15 protein-coding genes are annotated in these 24357 nt (G+C 66.0%); 5 read left to right on the forward strand and 10 right to left on the reverse strand.

Going from position 1 to position 24357, the window contains the following annotated elements:
• Positions 1-22: 22 nt before the first annotated feature.
• A complete protein-coding gene (locus tag WMF14_RS12955; RefSeq protein WP_437801286.1) occupies positions 23-5575 on the reverse strand; it encodes an AAA family ATPase in 5553 nt (1850 codons plus the stop codon).
• Positions 5576-6932: 1357 nt separating this feature from the next.
• On the opposite strand from WMF14_RS12955, the gene WMF14_RS12960 reads away from it, so the two are divergent.
• Together WMF14_RS12960 and WMF14_RS12965 are read left to right on the forward strand one after the other, a co-directional pair.
• Positions 6933-7661 (forward strand): 2OG-Fe dioxygenase family protein, encoded by a 729-nt coding sequence (locus tag WMF14_RS12960; RefSeq protein ID WP_012234178.1) that lies wholly within the window; start codon positions 6933-6935, stop codon positions 7659-7661.
• Between the two features lie 451 nt (positions 7662-8112).
• The gene (locus WMF14_RS12965; RefSeq protein WP_437801287.1) at positions 8113-9504 is read left to right on the forward strand and encodes a hypothetical protein; all 1392 of its coding nucleotides are present in this window, start codon (positions 8113-8115) and stop codon (positions 9502-9504) included.
• Between the two features lie 110 nt (positions 9505-9614).
• On the opposite strand, the gene WMF14_RS12970 is transcribed toward WMF14_RS12965, so the two are convergent.
• Entirely contained in the window at positions 9615-9848 is a 234-nt protein-coding gene (locus tag WMF14_RS12970) for a hypothetical protein (RefSeq protein WP_373372322.1), read from the reverse strand.
• A 319-nt stretch (positions 9849-10167) separates the two neighbouring features.
• On the opposite strand from WMF14_RS12970, the gene WMF14_RS12975 reads away from it, so the two are divergent.
• Together WMF14_RS12975 and WMF14_RS12980 are read left to right on the forward strand one after the other, a co-directional pair.
• On the forward strand, positions 10168-10338 hold the full coding sequence (locus tag WMF14_RS12975; protein WP_437801288.1) for a hypothetical protein: 171 nt from the start codon (positions 10168-10170) through the stop codon (positions 10336-10338).
• A 718-nt stretch (positions 10339-11056) separates the two neighbouring features.
• Positions 11057-12370, forward strand: coding sequence for a phospholipase D-like domain-containing protein (locus tag WMF14_RS12980; RefSeq protein WP_437801289.1), 1314 nt, complete (start codon positions 11057-11059; stop codon positions 12368-12370).
• 6 nt (positions 12371-12376) lie between these two features.
• Here the strand turns inward: WMF14_RS12980 and WMF14_RS12985 are convergent, their stop codons facing one another.
• From WMF14_RS12985 to WMF14_RS13000, 4 genes are all read right to left on the reverse strand, one after another.
• Complete coding sequence (locus WMF14_RS12985) at positions 12377-12745, reverse strand: MerR family transcriptional regulator (protein WP_437801290.1); 369 nt, start codon at positions 12743-12745, stop codon at positions 12377-12379.
• A 92-nt stretch (positions 12746-12837) separates the two neighbouring features.
• Positions 12838-14721 carry a UvrD-helicase domain-containing protein gene (locus WMF14_RS12990; protein WP_437801291.1) on the reverse strand — a complete coding sequence of 628 codons (1884 nt, stop codon included), beginning with the start codon at positions 14719-14721 and terminating at the stop codon, positions 12838-12840.
• A 7-nt stretch (positions 14722-14728) separates the two neighbouring features.
• Positions 14729-16705, reverse strand: coding sequence for an ATP-dependent nuclease (locus WMF14_RS12995; protein WP_437801292.1), 1977 nt, complete (start codon positions 16703-16705; stop codon positions 14729-14731).
• A gap of 733 nt (positions 16706-17438) precedes the next feature.
• A complete protein-coding gene (locus WMF14_RS13000) occupies positions 17439-18350 on the reverse strand; it encodes a restriction endonuclease (RefSeq protein ID WP_437801293.1) in 912 nt (303 codons plus the stop codon).
• Positions 18351-19252: 902 nt separating this feature from the next.
• Between WMF14_RS13000 and WMF14_RS13005 the strand changes: the two genes are divergently transcribed.
• Positions 19253-20464: a hypothetical protein gene (locus WMF14_RS13005; RefSeq protein WP_437801294.1), complete on the forward strand. Its 1212-nt coding sequence runs from the start codon at positions 19253-19255 to the stop codon at positions 20462-20464.
• 746 nt (positions 20465-21210) lie between these two features.
• Here WMF14_RS13005 and WMF14_RS13010 read toward each other — a convergent pair.
• The 4 genes from WMF14_RS13010 to WMF14_RS13025 form a co-directional block, all read right to left on the reverse strand.
• Positions 21211-21411, reverse strand: coding sequence for a hypothetical protein (locus tag WMF14_RS13010; protein ID WP_437801295.1), 201 nt, complete (start codon positions 21409-21411; stop codon positions 21211-21213).
• On the reverse strand, positions 21408-21971 hold the full coding sequence (locus tag WMF14_RS13015) for a sigma-70 family RNA polymerase sigma factor (RefSeq protein WP_437801296.1): 564 nt from the start codon (positions 21969-21971) through the stop codon (positions 21408-21410). The genes WMF14_RS13010 and WMF14_RS13015 overlap by 4 nt, the downstream gene beginning before the upstream one ends.
• 197 nt (positions 21972-22168) lie before the next feature.
• Positions 22169-23065, reverse strand: a complete 897-nt coding sequence (locus tag WMF14_RS13020; protein WP_437801297.1) for a helix-turn-helix transcriptional regulator — start codon at positions 23063-23065, stop codon at positions 22169-22171.
• Between the two features lie 116 nt (positions 23066-23181).
• On the reverse strand, positions 23182-24267 hold the full coding sequence (locus tag WMF14_RS13025) for an RNA polymerase sigma factor (protein WP_437801298.1): 1086 nt from the start codon (positions 24265-24267) through the stop codon (positions 23182-23184).
• Positions 24268-24357 lie beyond the last annotated feature (90 nt).

Below are 24357 nucleotides of genomic sequence, written 5' to 3' on the forward strand. Positions count from 1 at the left end.
ACGAAGCCGCTCGAGGCAACCGCTACGACGACAAATCCCCCGCGCGCTCGGTCGAGAGCGGCAGCTCGACGCAGAAGGTCGAGCCCCGGCCGACCTCGCTCGACACGCGAATTCGGCCGCCGTGCGCCTCGACGATGGTGCGGGTGATGTAGAGGCCGAGCCCGAGCCCCCCGTAATGCTTAGACGAGACGCCGCGGCGAAATCGTTCGAAGAGCTGCACCTGCACTTCGGCCGAGATCCCGATCCCACGGTCGGTCACCGAGAGCCGCGCGACCCGATCTTCCCGGGTGATGGTGATGTCGATCGGCTGGCGTTCCCCGAATTTGATCGCATTGGTGAGGAGGTTGGTCACGACCTGCTCCAGGCGGTGCGGGTCCCACCGGCCGATGACCGGCTGCTCCGCGCGCACGGCGACCACGCTGCCTGACTGCGCGATCTGATCGCCGAGGTGGGCGACGACCTCGTCGACGAGCGCGCGCAGCTCGACGGGCGCCGTATACAGCTCGAGCCTCCCCGCCTGGATCCGGGAGACGTCGAGCAGCATATCGATGAGGTCGGTGAGGCGCTTGACCTGGCGGCCAGAGAGGGCGACCGCGGATCGCACGCGCTCGACGTCCATACCCCGCGCGAGCCTTTTCCCCAGCGATTGAATGGCGAGCTGCAGGCTGGTGAGCGGGGTGCGGAGCTCGTGCGAGGCGATAGAAAGGAACTCGTCCCGCAGGTGCACGGCCTCCTCCGCTGCCGTGCGCGCCCGCCGCTCGTCCAGGAGGAGCTGATCGCGCTGCTGCTCGGCGCGCACGCGCGCGGTGATGTCGCGGAAGCTCCAGACCCGCCCGACCACGCGCCCGCCGAGGCGCTGGGGCTGCGAATAACGCTCGAAGACGCGCCCGTCCGCGAACGGGATGGCATCGAAGCTGGACTCCTCGGGCGAGGCATAGAGAGCGCGGATCCTTTGCAGAAACGCCTCGGGATCGAGGACCTGGTCGCAGACGAACGTACGGAACGTGTCGTCCGACCCGGTGGAGAGGATCTCGTCCGGGATGCGCCACATCGCCGTGAACCTGTGATTCTGACACAGGACGCGCTGCTCGTCGTCGACGACCAGGATGCCGTCCGCCGTCGATTCGAGCGTGGCCTCGAGGAGCGAGAGGGAATGGCGGAGCACCTCCTCGGCGCGCCGTCGCTCCGCGTTCTCCTGCTGCAGATCCGCATAGAGGCGCGCATTTTCGATGGAGTTGGCCGCCTGGGCGGAGAGCAGCCGGATCACCTCGACGCGATCGGGGGTGAAGGCAGAGCGGGTGAGGTCGTTTTCGAGATAGATCACGCCGGCGAGGCGGCCCTTGTAGACGATGGGCGCGGCGAGCGAGGAGCGCGGCGCACCGCCGGCGAAGCACGGATCGCGCCCGAACGGCCCGTCGATCGCGAGGTCGTCGAGCAGGACGGTCTCGCGCGTCCGCGCCACGTACGTGACGACGCTGGCCGGCAGGTCCTTGCGGCCCTCGAGGGGCGCCGCGCCGAGCACGTGGACCGACGCATCCCGGATGTGGTGCTCGGCCACGACGACGAGCCGTCCGTCACGCAGGAGCAGGAGGACGCCGCGCCGCGCGCCGACGTTCTCGACCATGATGCGCATGAGCGCGTCGAGCAGGCGGTCGAGGACGATCTCGCCCGAGATGGCCTGAGAGGCCTTGAGCACCGAGCCGACGTCGAGCGCGGCGCCGGCCTGCGGGCTCCTCTCGCCGCGGAGGCTCTCGCCCGGGACGAGGTCGGGGTACGCGTTCTCGAGGCGCCGCATCGCCTCCGTCGCGCCCCAGCGGCCATACGCCTTGTGCGCCTTGGTCAGGTAGGCGCCGGCGATGGTTTTCTTGCCGAGCGCGCGGAAGCAGAGGCCCGCGAGCTCGTTGCCGAGCGCCTCGTCGTGGAGATAGCCGCCGCGCTGCGCGAGAGCGATCGCCTCGTCGTAGCGGTCCCCGGCGGCGCGCGCGTCGCCGCGGACGCGCTCGAGCTCGGCGCGGAGGAGGGCGCGGCGGTGCGCCAGGTTCTCCGGGCAGAGGTCCGCCCAGCGCGAGAGTTTTTCGGCGGAGACCTCGGCGCGGGCGAGGAAGAGCGCGCGCTCCGCTGGGGAGACGACGTCCGCCGCCTGCGTGAACGCGATGCCTGCGTAGCAATGGAACGCGGGGTTGCCATGCCAGGCCGCCACGGCCGGGATCTCGATGTTCGGCAAGAGCGCAGCGCGCGCCGCTTCCTCGAACAGGCCCTGGAAGACGCAGAGGATGACGATGTAGAAGTGGGCGAAGAAGAACGAGGCCTGGTTGTCGATGCGGCGGGACTCCTCGATCACCTCGTCGATATCGACCCACGCCCCCTTGAGCGCGGCGGGGCGCTCGGTCTCGACCGAGAGCTGGTGCGCGATCTGTCCGACCGCGCCGACCGCCCAGGTGATGGCATTGAACTCGTCGAGCTTGCGCATCGGCTGGTAGCTCCGCGCCTCGGCGAGGAGGTCGGAGAGCGGGAGGCCGCGCAGGAGGCTGTTCGTGATGCCATTGGCCGTGTTGTAGAACGACCAGATGTACTGGCCCGTTTCGAGCCCGGTGTGCATCCCGGCGACCAGCGACGCCTTGCAGGCGGCGTAGCCCTCTCGCCAATGCTGCACGAAGGCGCCCCACATATTGCGGAGCATCGCCTCGGACTTCTTGTCCGTGCAGCGGTCCGCGAGGTCGATGGCGGCGCGGCCGAAGCGGTAGCCGAGCGCGATGTCGCCGCGGGCGCAGAGGAGCATCCCGAAGTTCATGCAGCCGAAGATCGAGTTCTTCGAGAGCCCGTGGCGCAGCGTGTTCTCGAGGATCTTCGCGACCGTGATGCCGAGGTCGTTCGTGGCCAGGAAGTAGCAGGGGAGAAAGAGCTCCTGGAGCACGTCCTGCATGGCGAGGATCTCCGGGTCCGCGAGCGACGGCAGGCCTGGCAGCGCCTCGATCGTCCTTTCCCGGACGAGATCCATCGTCGCCCGCACCTGGGCGTCGAGCATGGCGTCGTCCGGGAAGAGAGGCAGGTCGATCCCGAACGGGCGCAGGGCCTCGAGCCCCTCCGCGAGCGCGGCTGGCAGGTCGTTCTTGAGCACCTGCACGTTCATCTTGAGCCGCAGCACCTCGGTACGATCGAGCCGGCTCGCGGCCCGCTCCAGGCCTTCGGAGAGGATCGCGAGGGCGTCGTCATGCTGGCCGCAGAGCGAGAGCATCAGGGCGGCTCTCTTCGCGTATTCGAGGCGGAGCGGGTACTGTGACGCCCAGGCGTCCTCCGGAAGGTGCAGGAGGCCGAACTGCAGGTAGCGCAGCGCGGCGCCGAAGGCGGCCGAGTCCTCGGCGCGGCATGCGGCCTCGAGGCTCATGCGGGCGAGGTGCAGGCGCTCCGCGGGGTCCGACACGAGGTCGCCTGCGCTGTTCAGGTGGCCGACGACGTCGAAGAGGCTCTGGCTCTCCGAGAGGTCTAGCTTGCCCGCGAGCAGCCGGCCGATCCGGAGGTGGAAGGCGGGTCGGTCCGCCTCCGGGATCATCGCGTAGGCGCCCTCCTGGACCTTGTCATGGGCGAAGCGGTAGCCGCCGCGCCCGGCGATCACGAGCCCCTCGCTCACGGCGGGATCGAGGCGGGCATACGCGTCTTCCGGCGAGCACTCGTTCACCGCGGCGAGCACGTCGAGGTCGAACCGGTTGCCGATCGCCGCGGCGAGGTTGAGCGCCTTTACCGTCGCCGGCGGCAGGCGCGCGATGGTGCGCACCATGAGGTCTGCGACGTTGTCCGTGTACCCGAGTGCGTCGATCGCGGCGAGGTCCCAGCGCCAGCCTGATCCGGCTGCGTACGCGAGGACGCCGTGGTCGTGCAGCGGCCGGACGAACTCCTTGACGAAGAACGGGTTGCCGCCGGTCTTCTTCTGCACCGCATCGGCGAGCGGCCCACAGTCGCTGCGCTTGAGGCTATCCGAGAGCATCTCGATCAGGTGCGGACGCGCGAGCGGGGTGAGTACGATGTTGCGCACGACGAGCCCGGCTTGCTTGAGCTCCTCGATCGCCAGGACGAACGGGTGCCCGGGCGATACCTCGTTGTCACGGTAAGCGCCGCAGAAAAAGAGGGCATCGAGCGAGTCGTCGGCGAGGAGCGCGCGGAGCAGCCCGACGCTCGCGGGGTCGATCCACTGAAGATCGTCGAGGAACAGGACGAACGGGTGCGTGCGCCGCGCGAACACCGAGACGAACAGCAAGAAGCACCGGTTCAGGCGGTTTTGCGCCTCGATCGGGCCGAGCGCCGGGACGGGCGGCTGCGGGCCGATCACGTGGGAGAGCGACGGGATGACGTCGCAGACGACCTGCGCGTTCGGCCCGAGCGCCTCGAGGAGCGCGCTCCGAAAGCGGAGGATGCGCGCATCGCTCTCGGTGAGGATCTGCCGCACGAGGCCGTCGAACGCCTGGATCACCGCGCTGTAGGGCGCGCCGCGGTTGTATTGGTCGTATTTGCCGCTCGTGAAATAGCCCTTCTGTCGCGCGAGTGGCTTCAAGATCTCGTGTACGAGCGAGGACTTCCCGATCCCCGAGTAGCCGGAGACGAGGACGATCTCACGGCCCCCCTCGAGCGCGCGCTCGAACGCGGCGGTGAGCGCCTCGATGTCATGCTCGCGGCCGTAGAGCTTCTGGTGGATCCGGAAGAGGTCCTGACGATCGCGCTGGCCCGCGACGAAGGGCTCGATCGTCCCCGTGCCGCGGAGGGCCTCGCGGCAGTGCTCGAGGTCGGCGAGCAGGCCCTCGGCGCTCTGGTAACGCTCCTCGGCGTTCTTCGCGAGCAGCTTGAGCACGATGTCGGAAACGGCCTCGGGGATGGTCGGATCGACGCAGGACGGCGGCGTGGGCGCGAGGGCGAGGTGCGCGTGAATGAGCTCCATCGGGTCCAGGGCCTCGAAGGGGCGCCGACCCGTGAGCATCTGGTACAGAATGACGCCGAGCGCGTAGAGGTCGGTCCGGTAGTCGACGCCGCGGTTCATGCGGCCTGTCTGCTCGGGGGAGACGTAGGGCAGCACGTCGGCGATGACCGCCGGCGCGTAGAGCCGTTCGTGCGCGTGGGTGATCTCGGCGTCGACGCCGAAGCCATTGATCTTGACCGCGCCGCGCGCGCCGACGAGCACGTTCTGCGGGCGCAGATCGCGGTGGACGAGCCCGGCCACGTGCACCGCGGCGAGACCTTCGGCGAGCGCGGCCGCGAGATCGAGCGCCTCGCCGACCGGCATCCTGCGTGACGGGCGCGCGGCGAGGATCCGCGCGAGATCGCGGCCCGGGAAGTCCTCGAGGACGACGATCAAGGAGCCGGCGAGCGCCTCGACGCCGCGCAGGGCGACGAGGCGGGGCGAGGCGAGGCGCGCGATGCGCTCGTACTGGTGCTTGAAGCGCACGACCTCGGCGCCGGTCGATCTTTCCGCGCACAGGATTTTCAGCAAAACCGGGACGCCGTCGCCCTCGTGGTATGCGCGGTACAGGGCGAAATCGGCAGTTTCCTCGATTTTCTCGCGGAGCGCGTAGCCTCTCTCGACGATCATCGAAAACCTTGCTCGCTCGCTCGTCAACGCGACGCACTACGGCCAGCTACTTATATATTCCAAAGGGTGTGACTTGGCACCGGCGGAGTTTGGCCCACGCCCAGCTCGTGCGGCTCTTGGGTGTGCAGGCGCGTGAGGTCGTCAGGAAACTCCGAACGCCCCCTGGAGTCCGGACGCTTGGCGCACCCCTTGGCGGCCAGGGGTCTCACGGGAGGGGCGCTATGGGCAGCGTGGACGTGGTGCGTCCGAGCTGCGGAACAGGAGCGGCGTCGAAGTCGTTCCAAGAAGGGTTGATCGCGCCCCGGAGAATCCGCATCGCCGGCTTGAAGTCCGAGTGGACCGCGCCGACAGGCGTAGGACATCGCGCCACTCGCAGGAGAACCCAATCTCCGTCGTTCACGATTGCCACGGCTTCACCGCGACCCGCCCCCCGCACCCGCAGGCACACACGTGCTCCTTTGCATTTTCAGCTATCCTCCCCTTCTTCGCGCAGGTGGCGGCCGAGGGCCGGCTCCTGCCTGGCGTGATCAGCCGGGATCTCGACGGATACACCCTCTGTCACCGTCAGGCCCGCCCCCAGTGCAAGACCGAGATCAGGGTCGGCTCAACTCGCACCGTGAGCTCGGCATGCGCGAGCGACCTCGCTGAGAGCGCACGGCGCGGCGGGCGCGGGCGCGGCGGGCAGAGGCGCGTGCCCCGCGCACGGCTCAGACTCGGGCGATCTCCTCCGCGAAGATGCGCTCCATCGCCGGCTTGGGCCGATCCTCGAGCCCGGCGCTCGCGTCGACTCGCTGCCGGAGCCTTGCCGCTCGTCGGTGCCCGCAGGTTCTACTGAGATCACCCGCGCGCGGTGGTTGCGTGCCGAAGCGCCCAAGAGGCCTCCGGAAAGTGCTGCCGGCAAGCAGCAGGCCTGTGCCGGGAGGCAAGCGCGGCGGCGTGCGCAGACGACGACGACGCGAAGCCGTGACCCCGGCGCCGCCGGGGCTCGGTCGCAGCGCCTGAACGCGCCGCTGCCCGCCGAACTAGCACAGGAGGGCACGCTGGCCTGATAGGTCGGCCGGACCAGCCCCATCGCGGGAAGCAGAAGGCCCACCATCCGCCCTGCGTGCCACCGCGCAACACCACACCGTCGGAGCATGCCTACCTCGCATCATGGGGACGAGCAGACAGTCGCGCCCCTCGGCGCAAGAGCGATATCGGCCCGAACGGCGCGCTCTGGATCGTCACTCCGCGCTCGGTTGCCCGCGTGGCTGAGGGAGGGTGGCGGGTCTATCAGCGGCCCGCGCGACCGCCGAAGCCCGCGCTGCGCAGGTGCAGCGCGGGCAGCGCGGCCGGCTGCCTGGTAAACTCGCAGGCGATGGAACTCACGCCCGCCTTCACTTATCCCGCGCAGGTGCCCGTGCTGCTGCGCCAGCAGGGCTATGCGGTGCTCAGCCCGCAGGGCGTCGCCGAGCTCACGGGCTGCGACCTGGGCGAGCTGCATGCGCTGCGGCCCTCCTGGGACGACCTGCCGCCGGACCGCTACCTCAAGGACGGCGGGCGCTACCGCAGCCGGCGGCACTCGTGCTTCGTGGTCGAAGGCGGCGCGGTGCGCCAGGCGCCGCGTCGCGCGCACTGGCAGCCCGTCGAATACAACGCGCTGCACGGCGGCATGCAGCGGTGGTTCGAGCCGATGCAGCCGCAGGTGGTGGATCCGCCCGCCTGGGCGCGCCTGCTGCGTGCGCTCGGGCAGGTCGCTTCCGGCCGCAAGGGCGAGCAGCCCTGGTTCGTCGAGGCGCACCAGTTCCGCATCGATACGCAAGGGGGGATCGGCCGCCCCACGCCGGAAGGCGCGCACCGCGACGGCGTGGATCTCGTGGCGGTGTTCCTCGTCGGGCGTGAGGGCATCAAGGGTGGCGAGACGCGTGTCTTCCAGGCGGACGGGCCCGCAGGCCAGCGATTCACGCTCACCGAGCCGTGGAGCCTGCTGTTGCTGGACGACGAGCGCGTGATCCACGAGACGACGCCCATCCAGCCCGCCGGCGAGCTCGGCCATCGCGATACGCTGGTGCTGACGTACCGCGCGGGCGGCTTCCAGGGCGCCTGAAGCGGCGGAGAGCGGCGCGCTGCTCTGGTACCGCGAGGGTGGTGAAGTCTCGTCCAGGCGATGGCGTGACGTCGTCGAGGTGCTTCGAGTCAGCGGAGCCGAGATCAACGACCACCATCTCAGCACGCGGGCTGAGCAGCCTCGCGTCGATGACCTCCTCACGCGCGCGCAAGCGGAGGCCGCTTTGAAGCTCGGCTCGCAATAACCTGCTTGAGAGATGGACCTCGCACCCGGATCGCGCTGTTCGACGCGACCCGGCTCGCCGCCGCCTTCGAGCTCGGCCGCCATTGCCACGCCGCCTGCGCGTGCGCGCGTGCCGACGAGCGCTGCTGACCGACATCGCCCGCCCCGCTCCGTCACGATCGCTGTATCCTGCCGATCTTCTCCGCCGATCCACACGGCCAGCCCTCGCGCAGCCCAAGGCGGTCGTCTCCCTGCGTGTCGCCGAATCATGCCCTCCCGACGCACCTGCGCTGCCGTCCTCGCCTCGCTCGCCGCGGCCCGCTGCGTCCCCGCCCCGACGCTCGCCCCGGCTCCGGCTCCGGCGGCCGCGAGCGGACCTCCTCCCGCCGCCCCTCACCGCCCTCCGCCCGAGGCGACCACCGCCAACGCCGGCGCGGTGCGCTGCCAGCTCCGCGGCCCCTCCGAGCTTGGCGCCCTGGCCGCCGGAGGCGCCTTCGCCCTGGGCTTCGGCGACCGCGGCGGGCTCGCGGTGTGGGCCGGCCCTGGAGGCGCACGCGCGAGGCCGCTCACGGCATTCGCGGAGACGGTGGGCGCCGAGGTCGCGCTCGCCTTGCCGAAGGACGCGGCGCCGCGGGAGGTGGTGCCCGTCGCCGGCGGCTTCGTCGTGCTCGCCCAGCGCCTCGTCGTGCGCCCGCTCGCCTGCGCGTCGCGCTGCGTCGACGCGACCTGCTCCTCGTGGCCGGCGGGCACGCCGCAGCCGCACGTCTGTTCCCGGCCCTGCTGGCGCCCGTGCCCCAGGCTCGAGCCGGTTGGCCTCGTCGCCCAGCGCACCGACTCCGCAGGATGTGCTCTCGGCGCATGGGTGCCTCTCCAGGGCGGCCCCTTCGACATCGAAGCCGTGATCCCCGGGACGGACCGCGCCTTCGCGCTCGTCACGGGCAAGGACTTCATCTCAATCCACGTGCCGGCCGCACGCGCGCCGGCCGTGCGCTCCTGCGCCGCACGCGCGCCGGCCAGCGACGCTCTCGAGGTGACAAGGAGCGAGCTGCCGGCCGCCGACTACGCGCTTCCCGTGCGAGGCTCCGGCCCGCCGACCCTCCTGCTCCTCGACGAGGGCGGCGCGCTGCGCGTCGTCGGCCCCGGCGGCGTGCGCTCGGTACAAGGCAACTTCACCGACGCGCTCTCCGGGCGGTTCCTCGACGCCCGCCTCCAGGCCCGCTGGGGGCCCGACGGCAGGATCCACGTCGCGCGGCAGGTCTGGCTGAGCTCCATGGATACCGTCCAGTACGCCGTCCTCGACGCTCCCGGCGCGGCCAGCGCCGGCGGCGCCCTCGACCACCTCGCGCTGCGCCCCGACGGCGCCGCCGAGCGCGGCGCGCTCCGGACGCCCTTCGCCGAGTACATCGAGCCACACGGCGAGCGCGGGCGCTTCCGGCGGCGAACGTGGCTCCATCGCACCGTCGGCGAGGATATCGATCTGCGCGCGGCCGATCCGGACGCGAGCGACGCGCGCGCGCGGGTCGCCTGGTCCGGCGAGGCCTTTGCGATCACCTACGCCGTTCCGCGTGGAGGCGTCGCGGCGCTCCGGGCGGTTGCCGCCGACTGCTCCGGCGCCAGCGCAGGCGGCAATACCGCGGAGACGCAGGCTACGCAGGACTGACCAGGACCCGAATCGACGGCGCCCTCCGCCCGCTCCGCCCGGGTCCGAAGTCCGGCGTGGGCTCGATCAGGCGGACGTGGACCGTCGCCTCGACGTGCGCGCCGAGATCGTCACCCTCGCTCCCGGAACGCTTGCAGCGCGCCCTGCGAGAACGCGGACGTGGCCGCACCCAGGCAGCCGAGCACCCTCTGCCAGCGCAGGCCGACGACGGACAGCTCCACGGCCTCGGCATTCAATGCGCCGACGTAGCCCTGCAGCAGGGTGACCATGCACATCAGCGCCGGCGGATACGGCGGCTCCCCTGCGCCCGTCGTCGGGTACATGCTCTCCAGCTGTTGCGTCACCGGGCCAGGCGCCGCCCCCGATCGGTGATGCCGTGGGCCCCTAACCGCCGGCGACTCGGCGGCGGAGGGCGCCCCGTTGGGCCACACCGGAGCCGCCCTCGGCGGTAAAGTTGGCGGAAACTATGGAATTCGTTGCTGTTTCCGGAGGCCGCTATTCATCGATCTGTTTCTCTGGCGGGACAGTGCCGCGGGGGCGAACCGTTGCGATCCGTCGGATGCCCCGGGATTTGGGGAGAGGGTGACGACGGATCGCACCCCCCCGGAAGGCATGGGCCCAACCCGGGCCCAAGCGTCACCCCCTGGGGGTGGGGAGCTCGCCGTGATCGAGACGTCGCGTCGGGCCGCGGTGGTCGCCTCGCTCGCCAGCACCCTGAGCCGCGCCGTCGCCCTCGGGGACGAGGCGGCGGCCCGGGTCGTTCACGAGGCGCTCGGTCGGCTGCTCGGGCTGTCGGCGGCACCGGAAGGGCGAGCAAGGTCGCGCCGACAGTAGCAGGCCGCATAGACGAGGCACCGAGGTAGGACAGACGCGGAGAGCCGCGGAGGCCGAGCCACGTCGGCACGATCCCCTTAGTCCTGGCTCTGCCGCGGCCTGGGTACCGCCGACCCCGGCAGCGCAGCGGACCGACGAGGCGCCGCGCTCGGTCAACGGCCTGGCGAGGTCCGAAAAGCCCTGCGACGCGGCGAAGGTCACCCCACCATCACCGCCGCGGAGAGGCAGAACGTGCTCTTGATGGGTACGCTGGGATCCGGTCGAACCGGAGAGCCTAGGGCCATCCAGTTGTGCCTTCCGCTGCTGTCCATGAACCCGGCGCTGGGCTCCCTCGAAACTTGACGCATTGAGCGAGGCGGAGAAAACCGTTTCGGTGGCGATGAAGGTCGTCGTTCCCGAGCTACCGGACAGGCAAAGGGAAATCCGACGTGATCAGCTTCGTCGAGACAACTTGGCTATCCGCGGCCGGCGCAGGAGTTTGATCTCCCACCTTGTCCAGCGACGACCTACTTTCAAAAACATGAATCCTCGGTAGCGTGCGCAGATCGTAAGCCGCGTAAGCTAGTTGGGGTCAAATGTGGACAATGAAACCAAACTAACCAGTCGGCCATCTTGCACGATTCGCGATGTGCGCTCAGCACATGGGACCGGCTGTACTGGCGTCCGGTCGCTCGCTCCTGTACGCTCGCCTCGTTGAGGGCGTGCCCAGGAGGATGAAATGAACCGACCACAAACCGTCAATATACGCCTCAGTCTGACCGCATCCGCACTCCTACTCGTTGGGTGCGTGGGTGAAATCGCAGAAGATGAACTCATCGAAAGCGTACGAGGCAATATCGAGACGAGCAGTTGCAACACAAGCGTGTGCGCACATTTTGACGCCCCCGCTGCAGCTAAGACTAACAGCGAAAGAGAAGTTATCATCAGTCATTTGCTGTCGCTAATCGGAAGCGCGCAAGATGATTCCGAGATACACGGCGCCATCTATAACTTGGACATCAAGGACATCGCCGTCGCCCTCGTGGAGGCAGCGTCAGATCCAGATCGACGCGTGAAAGTCAACTTAGTTGCCGACGGATGCCTCGAGCCTGCCCACTGGGATAGAAAGCGATGTAAAACCGATGTTGGATCAGAAAAATGGGAGGCAATGACGTATCTATACAACAATAGGCTTCACCCATCTGTGCAAGGTCGCATAAACATAACATTTTGCCATCAAAGCAATGGCGGCACAGCATGCTTCGGCGATCCAGACAAAGGCATACAGCATGCCAAGTACTTCTTGTTTAGTAGCATACCAAATCCACAGGACCCTACGGCGGCCGTCAACGCGACATGGATTGGGTCCGCGAACCTTACAGACAGTACAGGAAAAAGGAAGTTCAATGACGGTCTGACGGTCTACGGAAGCCTGAATTTATATAACGGGATGATCGGGTACTACAATGCTCAAACATCACAGGGAAATCGTGATGCTCAGCCGACGAAGCAAACGATTGAAGCTACAGACGTTGGTGCGACCGTCTATCTTCTTCCCGAATTCAGGGGCAACCCACTCGCGGTAAGCCTTAGCAATCATCTGAGCAGTTTTGATGTGGCCAACAACGACTGCATTATTCGTGTGGCACATCAGAGCTTCGGACTAGTGGATATTTTTGAAGTCCTTCGCGATTTTGCCAAAAAAGGTTGTAAAGTGCAGGTTGCGATCGGACGTGGTTCAATGTCTCATGTTAAACATGGGCGCCTCCTTCGTCGACTGGCAAAGAAAACCAACGCAGAGGTCAAGGTCTGGGGCAAACGCGATGGGAGCATACATTCCAAGATGGTTGTTTTGACTTATAAAGGTCGGGACGGCAATGGGCGCTATGTAGTGTACACTGGGTCTCAAAATATTAGCGAACCGTCAGTCAACAAGAATGATGAGCTTCTTGTTGAGATTAACGGCCAGGCCCTGCACGACGCCTACAGCCGACACTTTGATGATTATTGGACTCTTCCCACTGGCTGGAAGCGGCTACCCCATCCGGGGTAGGTCACATTACGAAACCTGGCAAGCTCGCGCCCTTCCCGCTCGAGTGCGGTTCTGGTGGACACATTGGAATTGATGGCGAGGTGATTCGCGAAGGCACCGGCAAATCGTCTGCATCGAGCACGCCGCTCTCCGCGTTACCTCTTCGAGTCCGACGAGCTCTGGCTTGCGGCTGAGGCGGGTCTTCTCACGGCGTGTCTTTCGGAGGACGTCGACCTGCTCGGGGGTGAACACCCGCATCTTGCGGATCCCCTGACGAGGGGCGGGCGCGAAGAGCTGGCCCTCGATCCGCCGGAGCGTTGTCTTCCGGATGCCGAGCATGCGGGCCACGGCGGTCGAGGTCAGGAGCCCGGCCTCCTTTAATTGGCGGGTCTCCATGGTCACGGCTATGGGGTGATGTGCGCGCAGGTGGCGGGGGATGCCCTTCGAGTGGGGCGAGGGGAGGATGCGGATCGGCTTGCAGCACCCCCTCAGCGCTTCGGTCCGACACGCACAGGTCGCACGCCCGCTTCCTCTAGGGCCTCGTAGAAGCTCTGGATCGCGTCACGCGCCTGCCGCTCAGGACCACGGCCCTGCCGCGTGATTCGCCGCTCTGCAAAGGTCGCGACCACGCGCCGCTTCGCCCTCGACAGAGCGACAAAGAAGACGCTGGTCTCCTCCTTCGGAGAATTGGCGAAGCCGAAGTGAGCATTGTCCTCCAGGCCGATGAACACGATTGTGTGGTACTCGAGCCCTTTGCTCTTGTGAGCCGTCAGGATGGGGATCGCCCCGACGCCCTCGACTTCGTCCACCGCATCGCGCCATGTTCGGCCTCGCTTCGCCGCATCCAAGGCAGCCTCGAATTTGTTCCTTGTGTCGAAAAAAAGTTGACCCTCGCGGTAGGTGGGCTCGACGGCACGGAAGCGCGCCTCACCAAGAAAGTCAATCATGCGCTGCACGATTTCCGTAACAGATGCGTCACGCGCGAAAGCTTCGCGCAGTTCTTCGGTATGTGTCGAAAGGCGGTCGGCAGTTCGATCCGCTCCTTGAAGCGAGGAATCTAATCGCTCGAGCACTTCGGTCGCTCGCACCCAAGACGCAGGCGCACGGGTCTGGACTGCGAGACGCAGAAGGTCTAGACACGCGCTCGTGAGGGGCTCCGAGAGGACGTCCTGAAGATCTTGCTCAACGCGGGCGCGACGACCGACCTTCGCGAGAGCAGCAACTAGCGTGGCCGCGTAGACGTATGGTTGCTGGCGCGTGAGTACACAGAGGTCGCGTGGATCGAGATTCTCCTCGCGGATCCACCCATCGATGCGAGCAGCGAGGTCTGCCGCCTCTGCTTCGTGGTCGCCGTACTCAAGGAGAAGGCACTCGGCTTTTGCGCTTGCGTATTCGCCGACCGGCTGCGCTGCCACGGAGTTAGCGTCGATGCGGCGGGCTACAACGGCCTGTACGGCAACGAGTGTACTCGCGGAACGATGATTCTGCTTAAGGGGGGTCTCGATCCCGCCGAAGTACTTCGTGAAAGTTGCGAATACTGCGGGCACCGCGCCTGCCCACCGCATCACGCACTGCTTCGGGTCGCCGACTGCCGTTAGGATGGACGCTGAGCCAGCAAAAGCTGTGCGGGTCCACGCATACTGGGGTCCGGTGGTGTCTTGGAATTCGTCTAAAAATACGAACGCGTATGTGCCCCGGAGCGCAGCGAGCAGTGTCGTGTTGTGATTGAGGATGAGTTGAGCTAACCGCGTAATCATCGGAAACGCGAGTACCGAGCGCCTGGTCCCGTGAAGAAGGTGGGACCACAGAGCTCGGCCCGCCACGTGGGCGTCTGTGTCGGCCTCTGACGCGACGAGTGGCAACGGGGCGCCGACCACATACTTGCGGAAAAAAGTACCTCTTGGGTGAGGCAACGCCTCTCGTTGCCCACGGGTAAGCGAGAGATGTGCGTCGGGGATTGCGAGAATCGCATCTCGCGTGTTCGTCGCGACTTTGAAGTCGAGTTCGTAGTCCGAGGTCGGTCGCCACGCCTCCGGTAGCGCGTTGCGGAATCGGTCGACCATGCTCTTTGCGAAGGCATCGAACGTGAACGAATCGAGACGCGCGGCGAGCGTGGGGCCGATGCGTTTTCGCACACGCTCGGCGAGGTTTCGTGCCGCGTCGCGCTTGAAGCTAAGCGCGAGGATTCGCTGCGGATCAGCGCATAGCCCCGTCTGCAGCAGGTAGGCAGCACGCTGCGCGAGCAGTTCGGTCTTTCCGGCACCTGGACCTGCGATGACGAGTCTCGACTCACCGGCGCGAACTACAAGGTCTGCGTCGTCCTCGAGCGCTTTGACTCCGATTGGCTTCCACGCCGCCTTGCTAGTGGGCATGGCGCGCCTACTTGAGCTTCTGCTCGACCCAATCAAGCAGGCGCTCGAGTACGGGCGGCATGCTTGATCGCAGTTGGTCGTCCGTCAGGGCAGCCATGGCGAGCAGGTGAGTCGTGGGCTTCCCTCTGTTAAGAAACAGGTTTGAGTACCACGGAAAATCGTTCTTCTCATCTTGGCTGAAAGAGCTGCCGTCTCCGCCGTTGTCTTTAAGAACGGTCCGCGTAGCGCGTTCGATGCGCGCCTCGAGGTCCTCGGGATTGCTCGGCAGCTTGGGGCCGCCATTCGGCGGAACCGTTGCGCGATACGCCGCTGGAAATGCACGGAGCATCATGAAGTCGATGTCAAGAGGCTCGGAAAAAAAGACGTCGTAAGCCTCGAGATGATCTATCCAGCTGGCGAGCTCGTCGAAGGGCCAACTCGTCATGTCGGCGAACTCCTGCTCCGTGAGCACGCCGTATTCGCATTCTAGCAGTTTATCGCGCGACGTTCCTCGTTCTATGAGCTGCGACAGCGCGTAGTGAACCCGTCCCCATCCGCCTCCGAAGCGCTCTCGGTCGAGATCTAGCAGTGTCACATGTGGTATCCCGAGGTCACTAAGTAGCCTCCAGAAGTGGTTCACGTGCCGACCGCCTAGGGGCACCACGGACACGAAATTGCGATCGAGGTGCGTGCCCCTCGCCATCGCTAGCCGCGGCAGGAGGACCATCTCGCCGTCGCCTTCACCGAGAACGACCAGCTTGGCAAAATAGAGTTCAGGAAACGCAAGGACCGCTTGCCGCACATATAAGTGTGCATCATCCGACTTCGCTGGTAGAGTGATCTCTTTGATTGACGAGCGGCCCGTAGTGGAATCAAGCCTTAGGTAACGGACGGCCTCCGGTTCGACGCGCCCCAGGATGGCTGGCGAGTGACTTGTGAGGAGAACCTGACCGCGCGAGGAACCTCCAATGGTGTCGAGCGTATTCATGATTCGCGCCAGATAATGCGGCGCGAGGTGATTTTCCGGCTCCTCGACGGCGAGAAACGTAAGCATGGGCGGCGTCAAGCGTTCCGCGGAAAGGCCGAGTGAGGAGGCCTTCCCAGCATTGACGTGGTCCTCCACCGAGAACACCGATGCGATCAACGACAGATAGAAAAGCGACTTCTGGCCATCGCTTAGCCGTTCGACGCCTACTTCCGACGTGTGAGGGGCCGGACCGAGGACCATCTCCACCCGCCGAAGCAGATCGTCGAGCTCAGCCTCGAAGGGACGGAAACCGATGCGGGAGAAATGGGGGGCATCGTTCAACGTCCGCCAGGCCCGCTCGACCTCGGTGGTCACCGCCTTGATCCCCAGTTCGTCTTGGAAGGCCATCCGCACGTCTTCAGATGTGGACCTCAGCAGATCGGCGACCTTCGAAGAGAACTCGACTCCACGGAAGAGGCGTGCCAGCAACGCCGTAGAGACCGCGCGAAGCTGACGCGCCGGATCACGCGCAGCCGGGACGTAATGAACCTGGATTCGCGCACGGTCGACCGCCGTGACTCGGTAAACGTGCTCGGGCTTGGGCACCGGGTCCGTGGTCGCGATCCAAGAGAGCGAAACGTCCATTTCGCCCTCATCTGCAGCACCGCCCGACCATCTGCCCTCGAGACGCATGCGGCAGTACGGGGAAGCGCCGGGAGCGGGGACTACCATCTGGTTGAACACGGCCCCGATGCTCTTGGAGCCCGTCTCAATCTCGGGGAGCGCGATCTGCGCCTCGATGGAGATCGTCGTAGGACCCAGGTCCTCGAGTCGCTTGCCATGAGGAACGTGCACGTCTCCGGGTTCGAGCGTACGCTCCGGTGATGTTGCTCCGAACATGCGCACCAGAGCCATCATGGTGCTCGACTTCCCAGAGCCGTTCGCACCGATGAGGCTGGTCCGTCCGCCAAGCCGGATTGTTTCAGGTTGCGGCCCAAAGCTGCGGAAGTTCTGAAGTGTCACCTGCTCAATTTTCATCTGGTCATCGCCTCCTACCTGAGCTTTGGTGCTGTGTCCAGGCCAGCGTCGCATGAGCAGGTCACGTTGAGGAGCACGTGCTCACCCAGCGACGGCCATGGTGCGGCGGCTGGTGACATTCGTTCTCGGCGCGCCGCGCAGCGACTCGTGCCGGGCATGCGCCGACCGGAAGAACGGCGCTCGACTCGTCAAGGCGTGCACCACACACGGCCACGGAAGCCGAGGGCGCCCGAGCCGCACCTATGCATGCTGGCAGGCTATGATACGGCGTTGCTACAGCTCCAAGTCTGACGCGTTTGCTCGCTACGGCAGACGCGGGATCAGGGTCTGCAAGCGCTGGCACACGTTCGCCAACTTCCGCGCCGACATGGGCGAGACACCGGAGCGCTCAGACCATTCAGCGATCGTGGCGCCCTCCCCACGTCCCACGAGGGCCTTCACGGTGACCGGAGGCGGCGGTGATCGCCAAGGAGGCGGGAATCCTGCGCCTCTACCACGGCGACAAGTGGCCTTCGGCACAATCGCCGGCCAGCTCGGGCTGCACCACACCACCGTGCAACGCGTGCTCGGGCAAGCGGGCGTCGACCCGAAGGTCGTCGCGCCGCGCCCGTCCATGGTCGACCCGTTCGTGCCCTTCATCGTCGAGCAGCTCGGCAAGGATCCCTCGCTGCGCCCTCGTCGCCTCTTCGTCATGCTGAAGGAGCTCGTTCCGCGGCGCTTTGGTCGCGCGTCTTTACTGGCCTATCCGGTACATCGGCTCGCCCTTCTCTGCTGCGTGTCGGAGCTTGCGGCTCAGAAGCTGCCGAAGGTCTACGAGGCCGTCGAGGACAGGGTAGATGTCCTGCCCGTCCATGAAGATAGTGAGGAGCCGACCGCTGCTCGTAGCCTTCGCCCCAGCGGCGTCGGTGAAGCCCTGGATCGAGACCATGAGCCCTAGCGTGTTGTCGAGCTTCTGCTCGAACTTTCCAACGAAGTCTCGGACTCCTTCGGGGGCGACGCGGTCCTTGGTCCACCGGGCCTCCACAAGCAGCGTCTGCCCGTCGATGCGGATGCTCCCGTCTATCTGCTCGCCAATGCTCGCGAAAGACCCTCGGGGCTCGAGGTCGTGCAACGCGAATAACTCACGGAGCCAGAGCTGGAACTTTAGGCCGCGCTGGTTGTGGTCCGTCATTCCGCCGAGGGCCATGAATCGATGCTTGAGCGTCGCGAGTGTCTCGGTCCATTGCTGCTTTTCTGCTCGCCGACGCTCGGCCTCCGTCCTGTTCTCGGCGCGCGCTGCCTCCGCATGGGCGACGACCGTCTGGTGCCCGAGCAGGTTCTTGAGATCACGAACGGCCTCTCGAGCGTCACGAACCTTCGCCCTGCCGTCATCCAGCTTAGCCAAATGGGGAAACCGTTCGTCCTGCTCGACGACGCCGCCAATGAGGTTCCCGACGAGTTTCGTTCCGGTTGCACCGTGGACAGCAAGGTCGTCCAGCAGTTCCCGCACCGCCGTCCGCTTGTACGTCCAGTCAAGGCGCGCGACGTGCTCGCGAGGAACCCCGCACCGGATCAGGAACGACTTCAGATCGTTCGTGTACCAATAGATTGTGCGAAGGCTCTCAGCGAGGGCCTCGAAAACCTGCGGCGAGTAGATCTTGGCCACGGATTGGAGGGTGTCGCCCGCGGAACCAGTCTGTCAAGACGGAGGTGGATCCGGCCGATGCACATTCTCGCCGAGCCGTTCGAGATGGTACTGGTCGGCTGAGCAGGTGGACGGACAGGCACCAGGTGCGCTTGGGCTCGTCCGCTCGGGCAGCCAGCCTTCGCCGTGAGCTCCACCGAGCTGGCGCTCTCCGGCGCGCCAGCTCGTCGAACCCGACGAGCTCCGGTTTCGGGGCCGCGCCGGATCTTCTCCCGGAGCGCCCTCCAGAGCAGCTCGACCTGCTCGGGCGTGAACACACGCATCTTCCGACTCCCCAGACGGGGGCGGGCTCGAAGAGCATGCCCTCGAGCCGCCGGAGCGTGGTCTTCCCGATGCCGAGCATCCGGGCCACGGCGGTCGAGGTCAGGAGCCCGGCCTCCTTTAACTGTCGGGTCTCCATGGTCATCGCCATGGGGTGGTGTGCGCGTAGGTAGCGGGGGATGCGCCGCGAGTGGTACGACGGTAGGATGCGGACGGGTTTGCCGCACCCACACGCACAGGTATGCCCCGGCGCGCCCACGAAAAGAGGACGCGTTCCTCGAGGAAGGCGCGTTCCTCGAGATCGACTGGTCCGTGCCCGCGGCGCCGCCCCACCTCGTTCTGCGTCGGCGTGTGCGCGAGATCGACCTCGCGCCGTTTCTGCGGGACCGTATGGCTGGACAGTAGAGCCCCGCCCCCCAGGTCGAGTTCGTGGAGCTCGGCGCTCCTCAAGGTCGGGCTCGTGGAGTTCGGCGCCCCAGCATTGTCGGCAGGATGTCGTGTCCGGTACCATCGCCAACAACGTTGTGTCCGATGACGATCGGTGCGACGATCCGCGCTAACTAGCAAAGTCCATTGCTCTTTTGCAACACGCAGACAACACCATGAAAAACTCCGTCTTTCAGTTCATTAAGGAACGTGGGAAGCCACCTGCTGATCCAACCGAGCCCAAGGGATCCTTTTTATATCTAAAGGCTGAGCTTCCCGACGTCTCCTTTGTGTACGACGTAATCCGCGACGAAAGCGCCCTCTTATTCTGCGACGCGAACATTTTTTCCGGCGGAAACTTGGCGATGGTGCGCGAGGTATTGCGTCGGAACGACGTGCTCGTGGTACCCCCAATAGTCGGCGAGCTTCAGAAGTATGCCGCCCTTCCACCACGCACTCGGGATGATGCGGAGGTCGCAAATCTCATATTTAAAGATCGTTCACTCGTCCCAACGATCAAGATCGTTAGTCCGGCCAGATACAAAAGCCTTCTGCCCGCTCTGTGCTATTATGTAAACCTAATCTTGCAACGGAAAGCCGCAAAAGGCTACCTGGAGCAAGTGCTCGAGATTCAGAGCGGTAAGCCCCTGACAAAGTTAGAGCGGGATCGTTTATCACGGAGTTTGGGTGGCTTGAGTAAGGGCACGTCCAAGATGGCGAACAAAGAGGGGCACCACGAACGAGCCGCTGATGAGCTGCTGGTTGTTACTGCCATGTTCGAGGCCATTTGGCTACGCAGAAACATTGTCATTCTATCGTTTGACGACGACGTATTTACGCAGTTCTTTAAGCTCATGTCTCTTATGGCAGAAGACTACCTTTCGCATCTTGTCGCGTTGGATTACGAAGCGCGACCGGAGCGCTATCCAACAAAGTACGACCTGTCTCACTACCACGAATTCGATGGTCTCATCGGCGACAAGTCTAATAGCTTTGCCGTCGTTAAGCCGCGCGATATCGTTACTTTGTTCCCTCCCTCAGACGATGAACCAGTGGTCGCGATGCTTAAACCTGTCGAGCGACCGGAGATAATGTGGACGCAATGTCTTTCCGGTTACGGCGACTTTTTGGAGGCCAAGTCTCGCGCCCGCGGGAGCAACATCGATAGATCGGATGGGCTAAACTGCTACGCCCAGTTGACGGTGACTGCCGGTCCGCAGCAATTGCCACGCGTTCCACTTGCATTCTTCGTCAATGATCGATTGTTTTTTGAGGATTCCAAGGAGGGGTTTCGCATCTCATTGCTGGACCTAACACGTAGCGTGGCCGATGTGGAAAAGCCAATCGTGGATTTCCGAGGGAGCGCGCTCGTGTCGAGAGACGCGTAGAGCTGGAGGGTACGCATATGACAGCGTCGGACTGTTCGCCGTGTCCTGGCGGGTCGGACCATCGTCGTTCCCGGGTCGAGCTCGCGGAGCTCGGCGCCCCCTGCGAGCTCCTCGGGGTCGACACCCTCGCGAAACTCGGCGCCGGTACTACATGTACAGGAGCTCGTCTTGCCCTGGCGGCGGTGGACGTCGCGGATTGGACACCATGGACTGGGAGTCTGCTTCGCTGGACTCATCTAATCTGGAGCCTCAGATATCCACCTTCCTGGCGTTGTGATGAATCTACAGCGGCGCTTTCGTGATTCACCGAGTGCGGCGTCTACATGGATCTCGAGCGCGACAGGCCGGTCATGCGTCGCACTCGCTGCGAAGCTCCCGAGGGAGCTGGGCCCACGAGGGGCAGGTGGCGACATGGTGCGATCCGCCGTTGTAGCCTGCGCATGTAACCGATTTCTGTACAACGTGCGCATGGCGCCTTAGAATGCGCCTTTTCGGGCATCGGTTGCTCCGCTAGCCAGCGGAACTGCCCGAACTCTGCCAGGACGCTGAGGCCGGCCTGCCGAGCGGAGCCGCCAGATCTCCCCGCCGCGCCCCCTGAGCACGCCCATGCCACCTCGAGCACAAGGCAAGGTTGGTGCGCCCCGCCGTGCCGGGGAAGCGGAGGCCGAGGCACGGGTCGGCGGGCTACGTGACGCCATCGGCGCTGCCGCCCTCGGACGCCGGTTCGCCAGGGCCGAGCTCGACGTCTATTCGTCGTCCAGCAGCGCGCGCATCTTGTCGCGCAGCTCTCGCTTGACCCGCTGCCGGTTCAGGTCGTCCTCGTAAACGGCTGCGACAGGTGACACCTTGATAACCTTTTTGATCATCATGAGAGCGTCGATTGTTCGCTCGGCCTCGTAATCGTCCAAGTCGCGCCGGAAGTGAACAACCAGGCCTTTGATGGTCATTGCGCCCCCACTTTCCGGGCGAACTCCTCCGTGTTTTCCCGAAGTCCGATGATGTCGCGCAGCGCACCGATCGCCTTGGCGCGTCGCTTGTAGATCACCGAGAGAGGTAGCCCTGCGTCTTCGGCGATCTGGGCCATCGAGACTCCGTTGAGATCATGTGCCACTAGAACAAAGCGCAGCTTCGGATGGAGCGCGTTCACCGCCTCGATGGTGCCCGTCCTGATGCTGTCAGACTCCATCGTAGCAGCGGCATCCGGCGCTGGATCGGCCACATCGATCAAATCGACGAGCTCTTCCCTGCGGCGCTCCATACGCTCGTGATAGTGTGAAGCAACGTGTACGGTGATCGCATTTAACCAGCGTTCCGGCCTGCCGCGCTTCGGATCGAACCTGGGCCAGCTCTCCCAGGCAATGAGCCAGATTTGGCCTGCGACGTCGGTACGATGGCACAGTGGGACCCCCAGCCTCCCCAACCAGCGCAGCACGGCACGAACCTGCGCCGGGCAAAACAAGCGCGCGTGCGCGGCGGCGCGCTCGTCTTCATTCGACAGACGATCCATGGCGTTACCCTCCCCCGCGGGCAATCGCCCGTAAGCGGGTGATGCCGCGCGTCCGCCTCATGCGGCACCGGTTCGCGGTCGTCCCCGTCCGCTACCAAAGGAAGACGTGCCGTAGCTGCTCAGTTCCGGTAGTGGCGGCATGCTTGCCAGCAGGCTGCAGGCTCCTGATGGCGTGTAGCTGCGAAGCGCGGCGGCGCTCATCCATGGCTCCCTACGCCCGGAAGTGTCGTGTTCAGCGGAGAGCGCTCTGCGTCCTCCCAGTCGGACGCGTTGGCGGAGCTCGTCCCCCCTTCATCACGCTGTAGCGGGAAGCTCGTCAGCGTGGCGGCGCGCTGGGCGAGCTCCGCCCCCGCGGCGGTGCGGACAGGGAGCGGCGACCGAAGCCGCGGCAGCGGAGGCGGCGGGAGCTTCGCCCGCGGGCTCCTGGCCGCAAGCTCGGGAGACGGTACCACGGGCGGAGGAACGTCGAGCGCGCGGGGAGGTATCGTCGGCGGAGTCGGTGGCGCCGAGCTCGGCGCCGACGACGCCGCGGGAAGCGTCGAGCTCTCACGCTTGGTGCTGGGCGCACCGATCTGCATTACCACCGTCGTCTCCGCGTCCGTTCGGTGGTCGTCGTGCAGCCGCCACAGGCGCTCCCAGTACCGCGCAGGCGTGCCGGTGAAGGACTCCAGCTGCCGGGCAAGGCCGGGCGTCATTGGCAGGTCGCTCCTCAGCAACCGCTCCACCTCCCTCGGTTCCAGCCCCGTGCTCTCGGCTAGCTTTCTCCTCCACGAAGGCGTCGTCGCACAGAACGACTCGAGGACCCTTCCTGGCCAGGGGAGGGGGCGCGTGCGGGCCTCCGTCAGCTCTGCGAGCGCCGCGTCGACATGACAGTCCAGAAGGCGCCGATATCGGTCTCGCTCGCCCGCTGCCTGCTCCTTCGCATCGGTGAGGGCTGCCTCCTCGTCATCATGCGCGTGCTCGCGCGCCTCGCGAAGCCCGCGCTCGCGTCCCAGCGCTTCGCGCGCGGTGACCGCGAAGCCGATCGCGACGCACGCGATCATCGCGAGCCCGAGCGGCGAGACGAGCCACATCGCACCCAGCATGTCCTCCATGTTCCCTCCTGAACCGTGAGCATTCTTGTCCGACGTATGGCGGAGCCCGGCCTTGTGCTGCCCGACGACAGCACCGACCGCACCGCTGGCTTAGCTGTTGATGGTCAGCCGACCCGTCAGCGAAGCTGCCTGAGCATCTCTTCGCGCTCCGCAGCGAGCCGACCGCGCGGGAACTCCTCCGCGTGTGCCTCGAGCAGCCGGTGCGCCTCGAGATCCGCCTCTGGGCTGCGAGCCTCGATGGCCGTCCGGGCCTGGCCAATCAGGCTCCTCTCGCGCGCGCTGATCGCCGGCTGCGCGGACGTCGTCGAGGACGAGGCGCGAGGAGTAGCCGTCACCGACGGAGAAGGCGTCGTGCTAGCCCCGGCGCCGGCCCGTCCGGCGCGGCGCTCCGCCGGGAGCGCAAGGGCCTGCTCTGCGGGTAATGCGGAGGACGTCCCCGCCTGCCCGGCGCGGCGCTCCGCGGGGAGCGGCGCGGAGCCCTGCCCCGTCAGCGCGGGCCAACCGTCATCGAGAGCCGATCGAACCCACGCCTGCAGCGTGGACGAGGAGGTCACGGCAGCGACAATGGCGCTCATGAGCACGACGCTCGCCCCCTGCGCCAGGCGCCTCCAGCTCCAGCGGAGCAGGGAGCCGCTCCACCCCTGGCGTGGATAGAGCCCGAAAGGAACGACGCAGGCGGTCTCGTCCCATCCGCGCGAGCGTTGCTTCGCCCTCCGACGTTGCGCCGCCTCCTCCAGCTGCTCGCGGGCTCGCCGGTGCAGCGTCTTCACGGCGTCAGGGTGAAGCCCATGCTCCACGGCGATCTGGGTCAGCGGGATCTCCTCCAGGTCATGCTTGATCAAGATGTCCCGGTACTTCGGCTCGACACCGGCGATGAGCTCGCGCAGCACGGCTTCCCGCTGGCGCCACCTGAGCAGCTCTTCCGGCGTGGGGTGCTCGTCGTGGAGCTCGGGGTCGCCAAACGGCGTCAGCACCTCTCGCCGGCGGCGCGCGCTTCGAACATAGTCGCGCGCCTGGTTGGCCGCGATCGTGACGCGGTAAGGCGCCGGGTCCCCGCTTGCCTCGATCCGTCCCTCCGCGTCCAGCCCCCGCAGCAGCGAGTCTTGCGCGACGTCCTCGGCATCGCGCGCCGGGACCCCGAAGCGCCTCGCCAGGCGCCGGAAGAGCTCGAAGCTGCTGAAGGCCCCCGCTGGCTTGCCCATGCCGGTAGCACGTCTGAGCGGCCCTCCCGGGGTCAGAAAAGTGAACGGTCCGGCTCATTTTGGTGGGACAATGTGCCCCAATGCGCCACC

It is taken from the genome of Sorangium sp. So ce693, from assembly GCF_051521375.1.
GTDB lineage: Bacteria > Myxococcota_A > Polyangia > Polyangiales > Polyangiaceae > Sorangium > Sorangium atrum.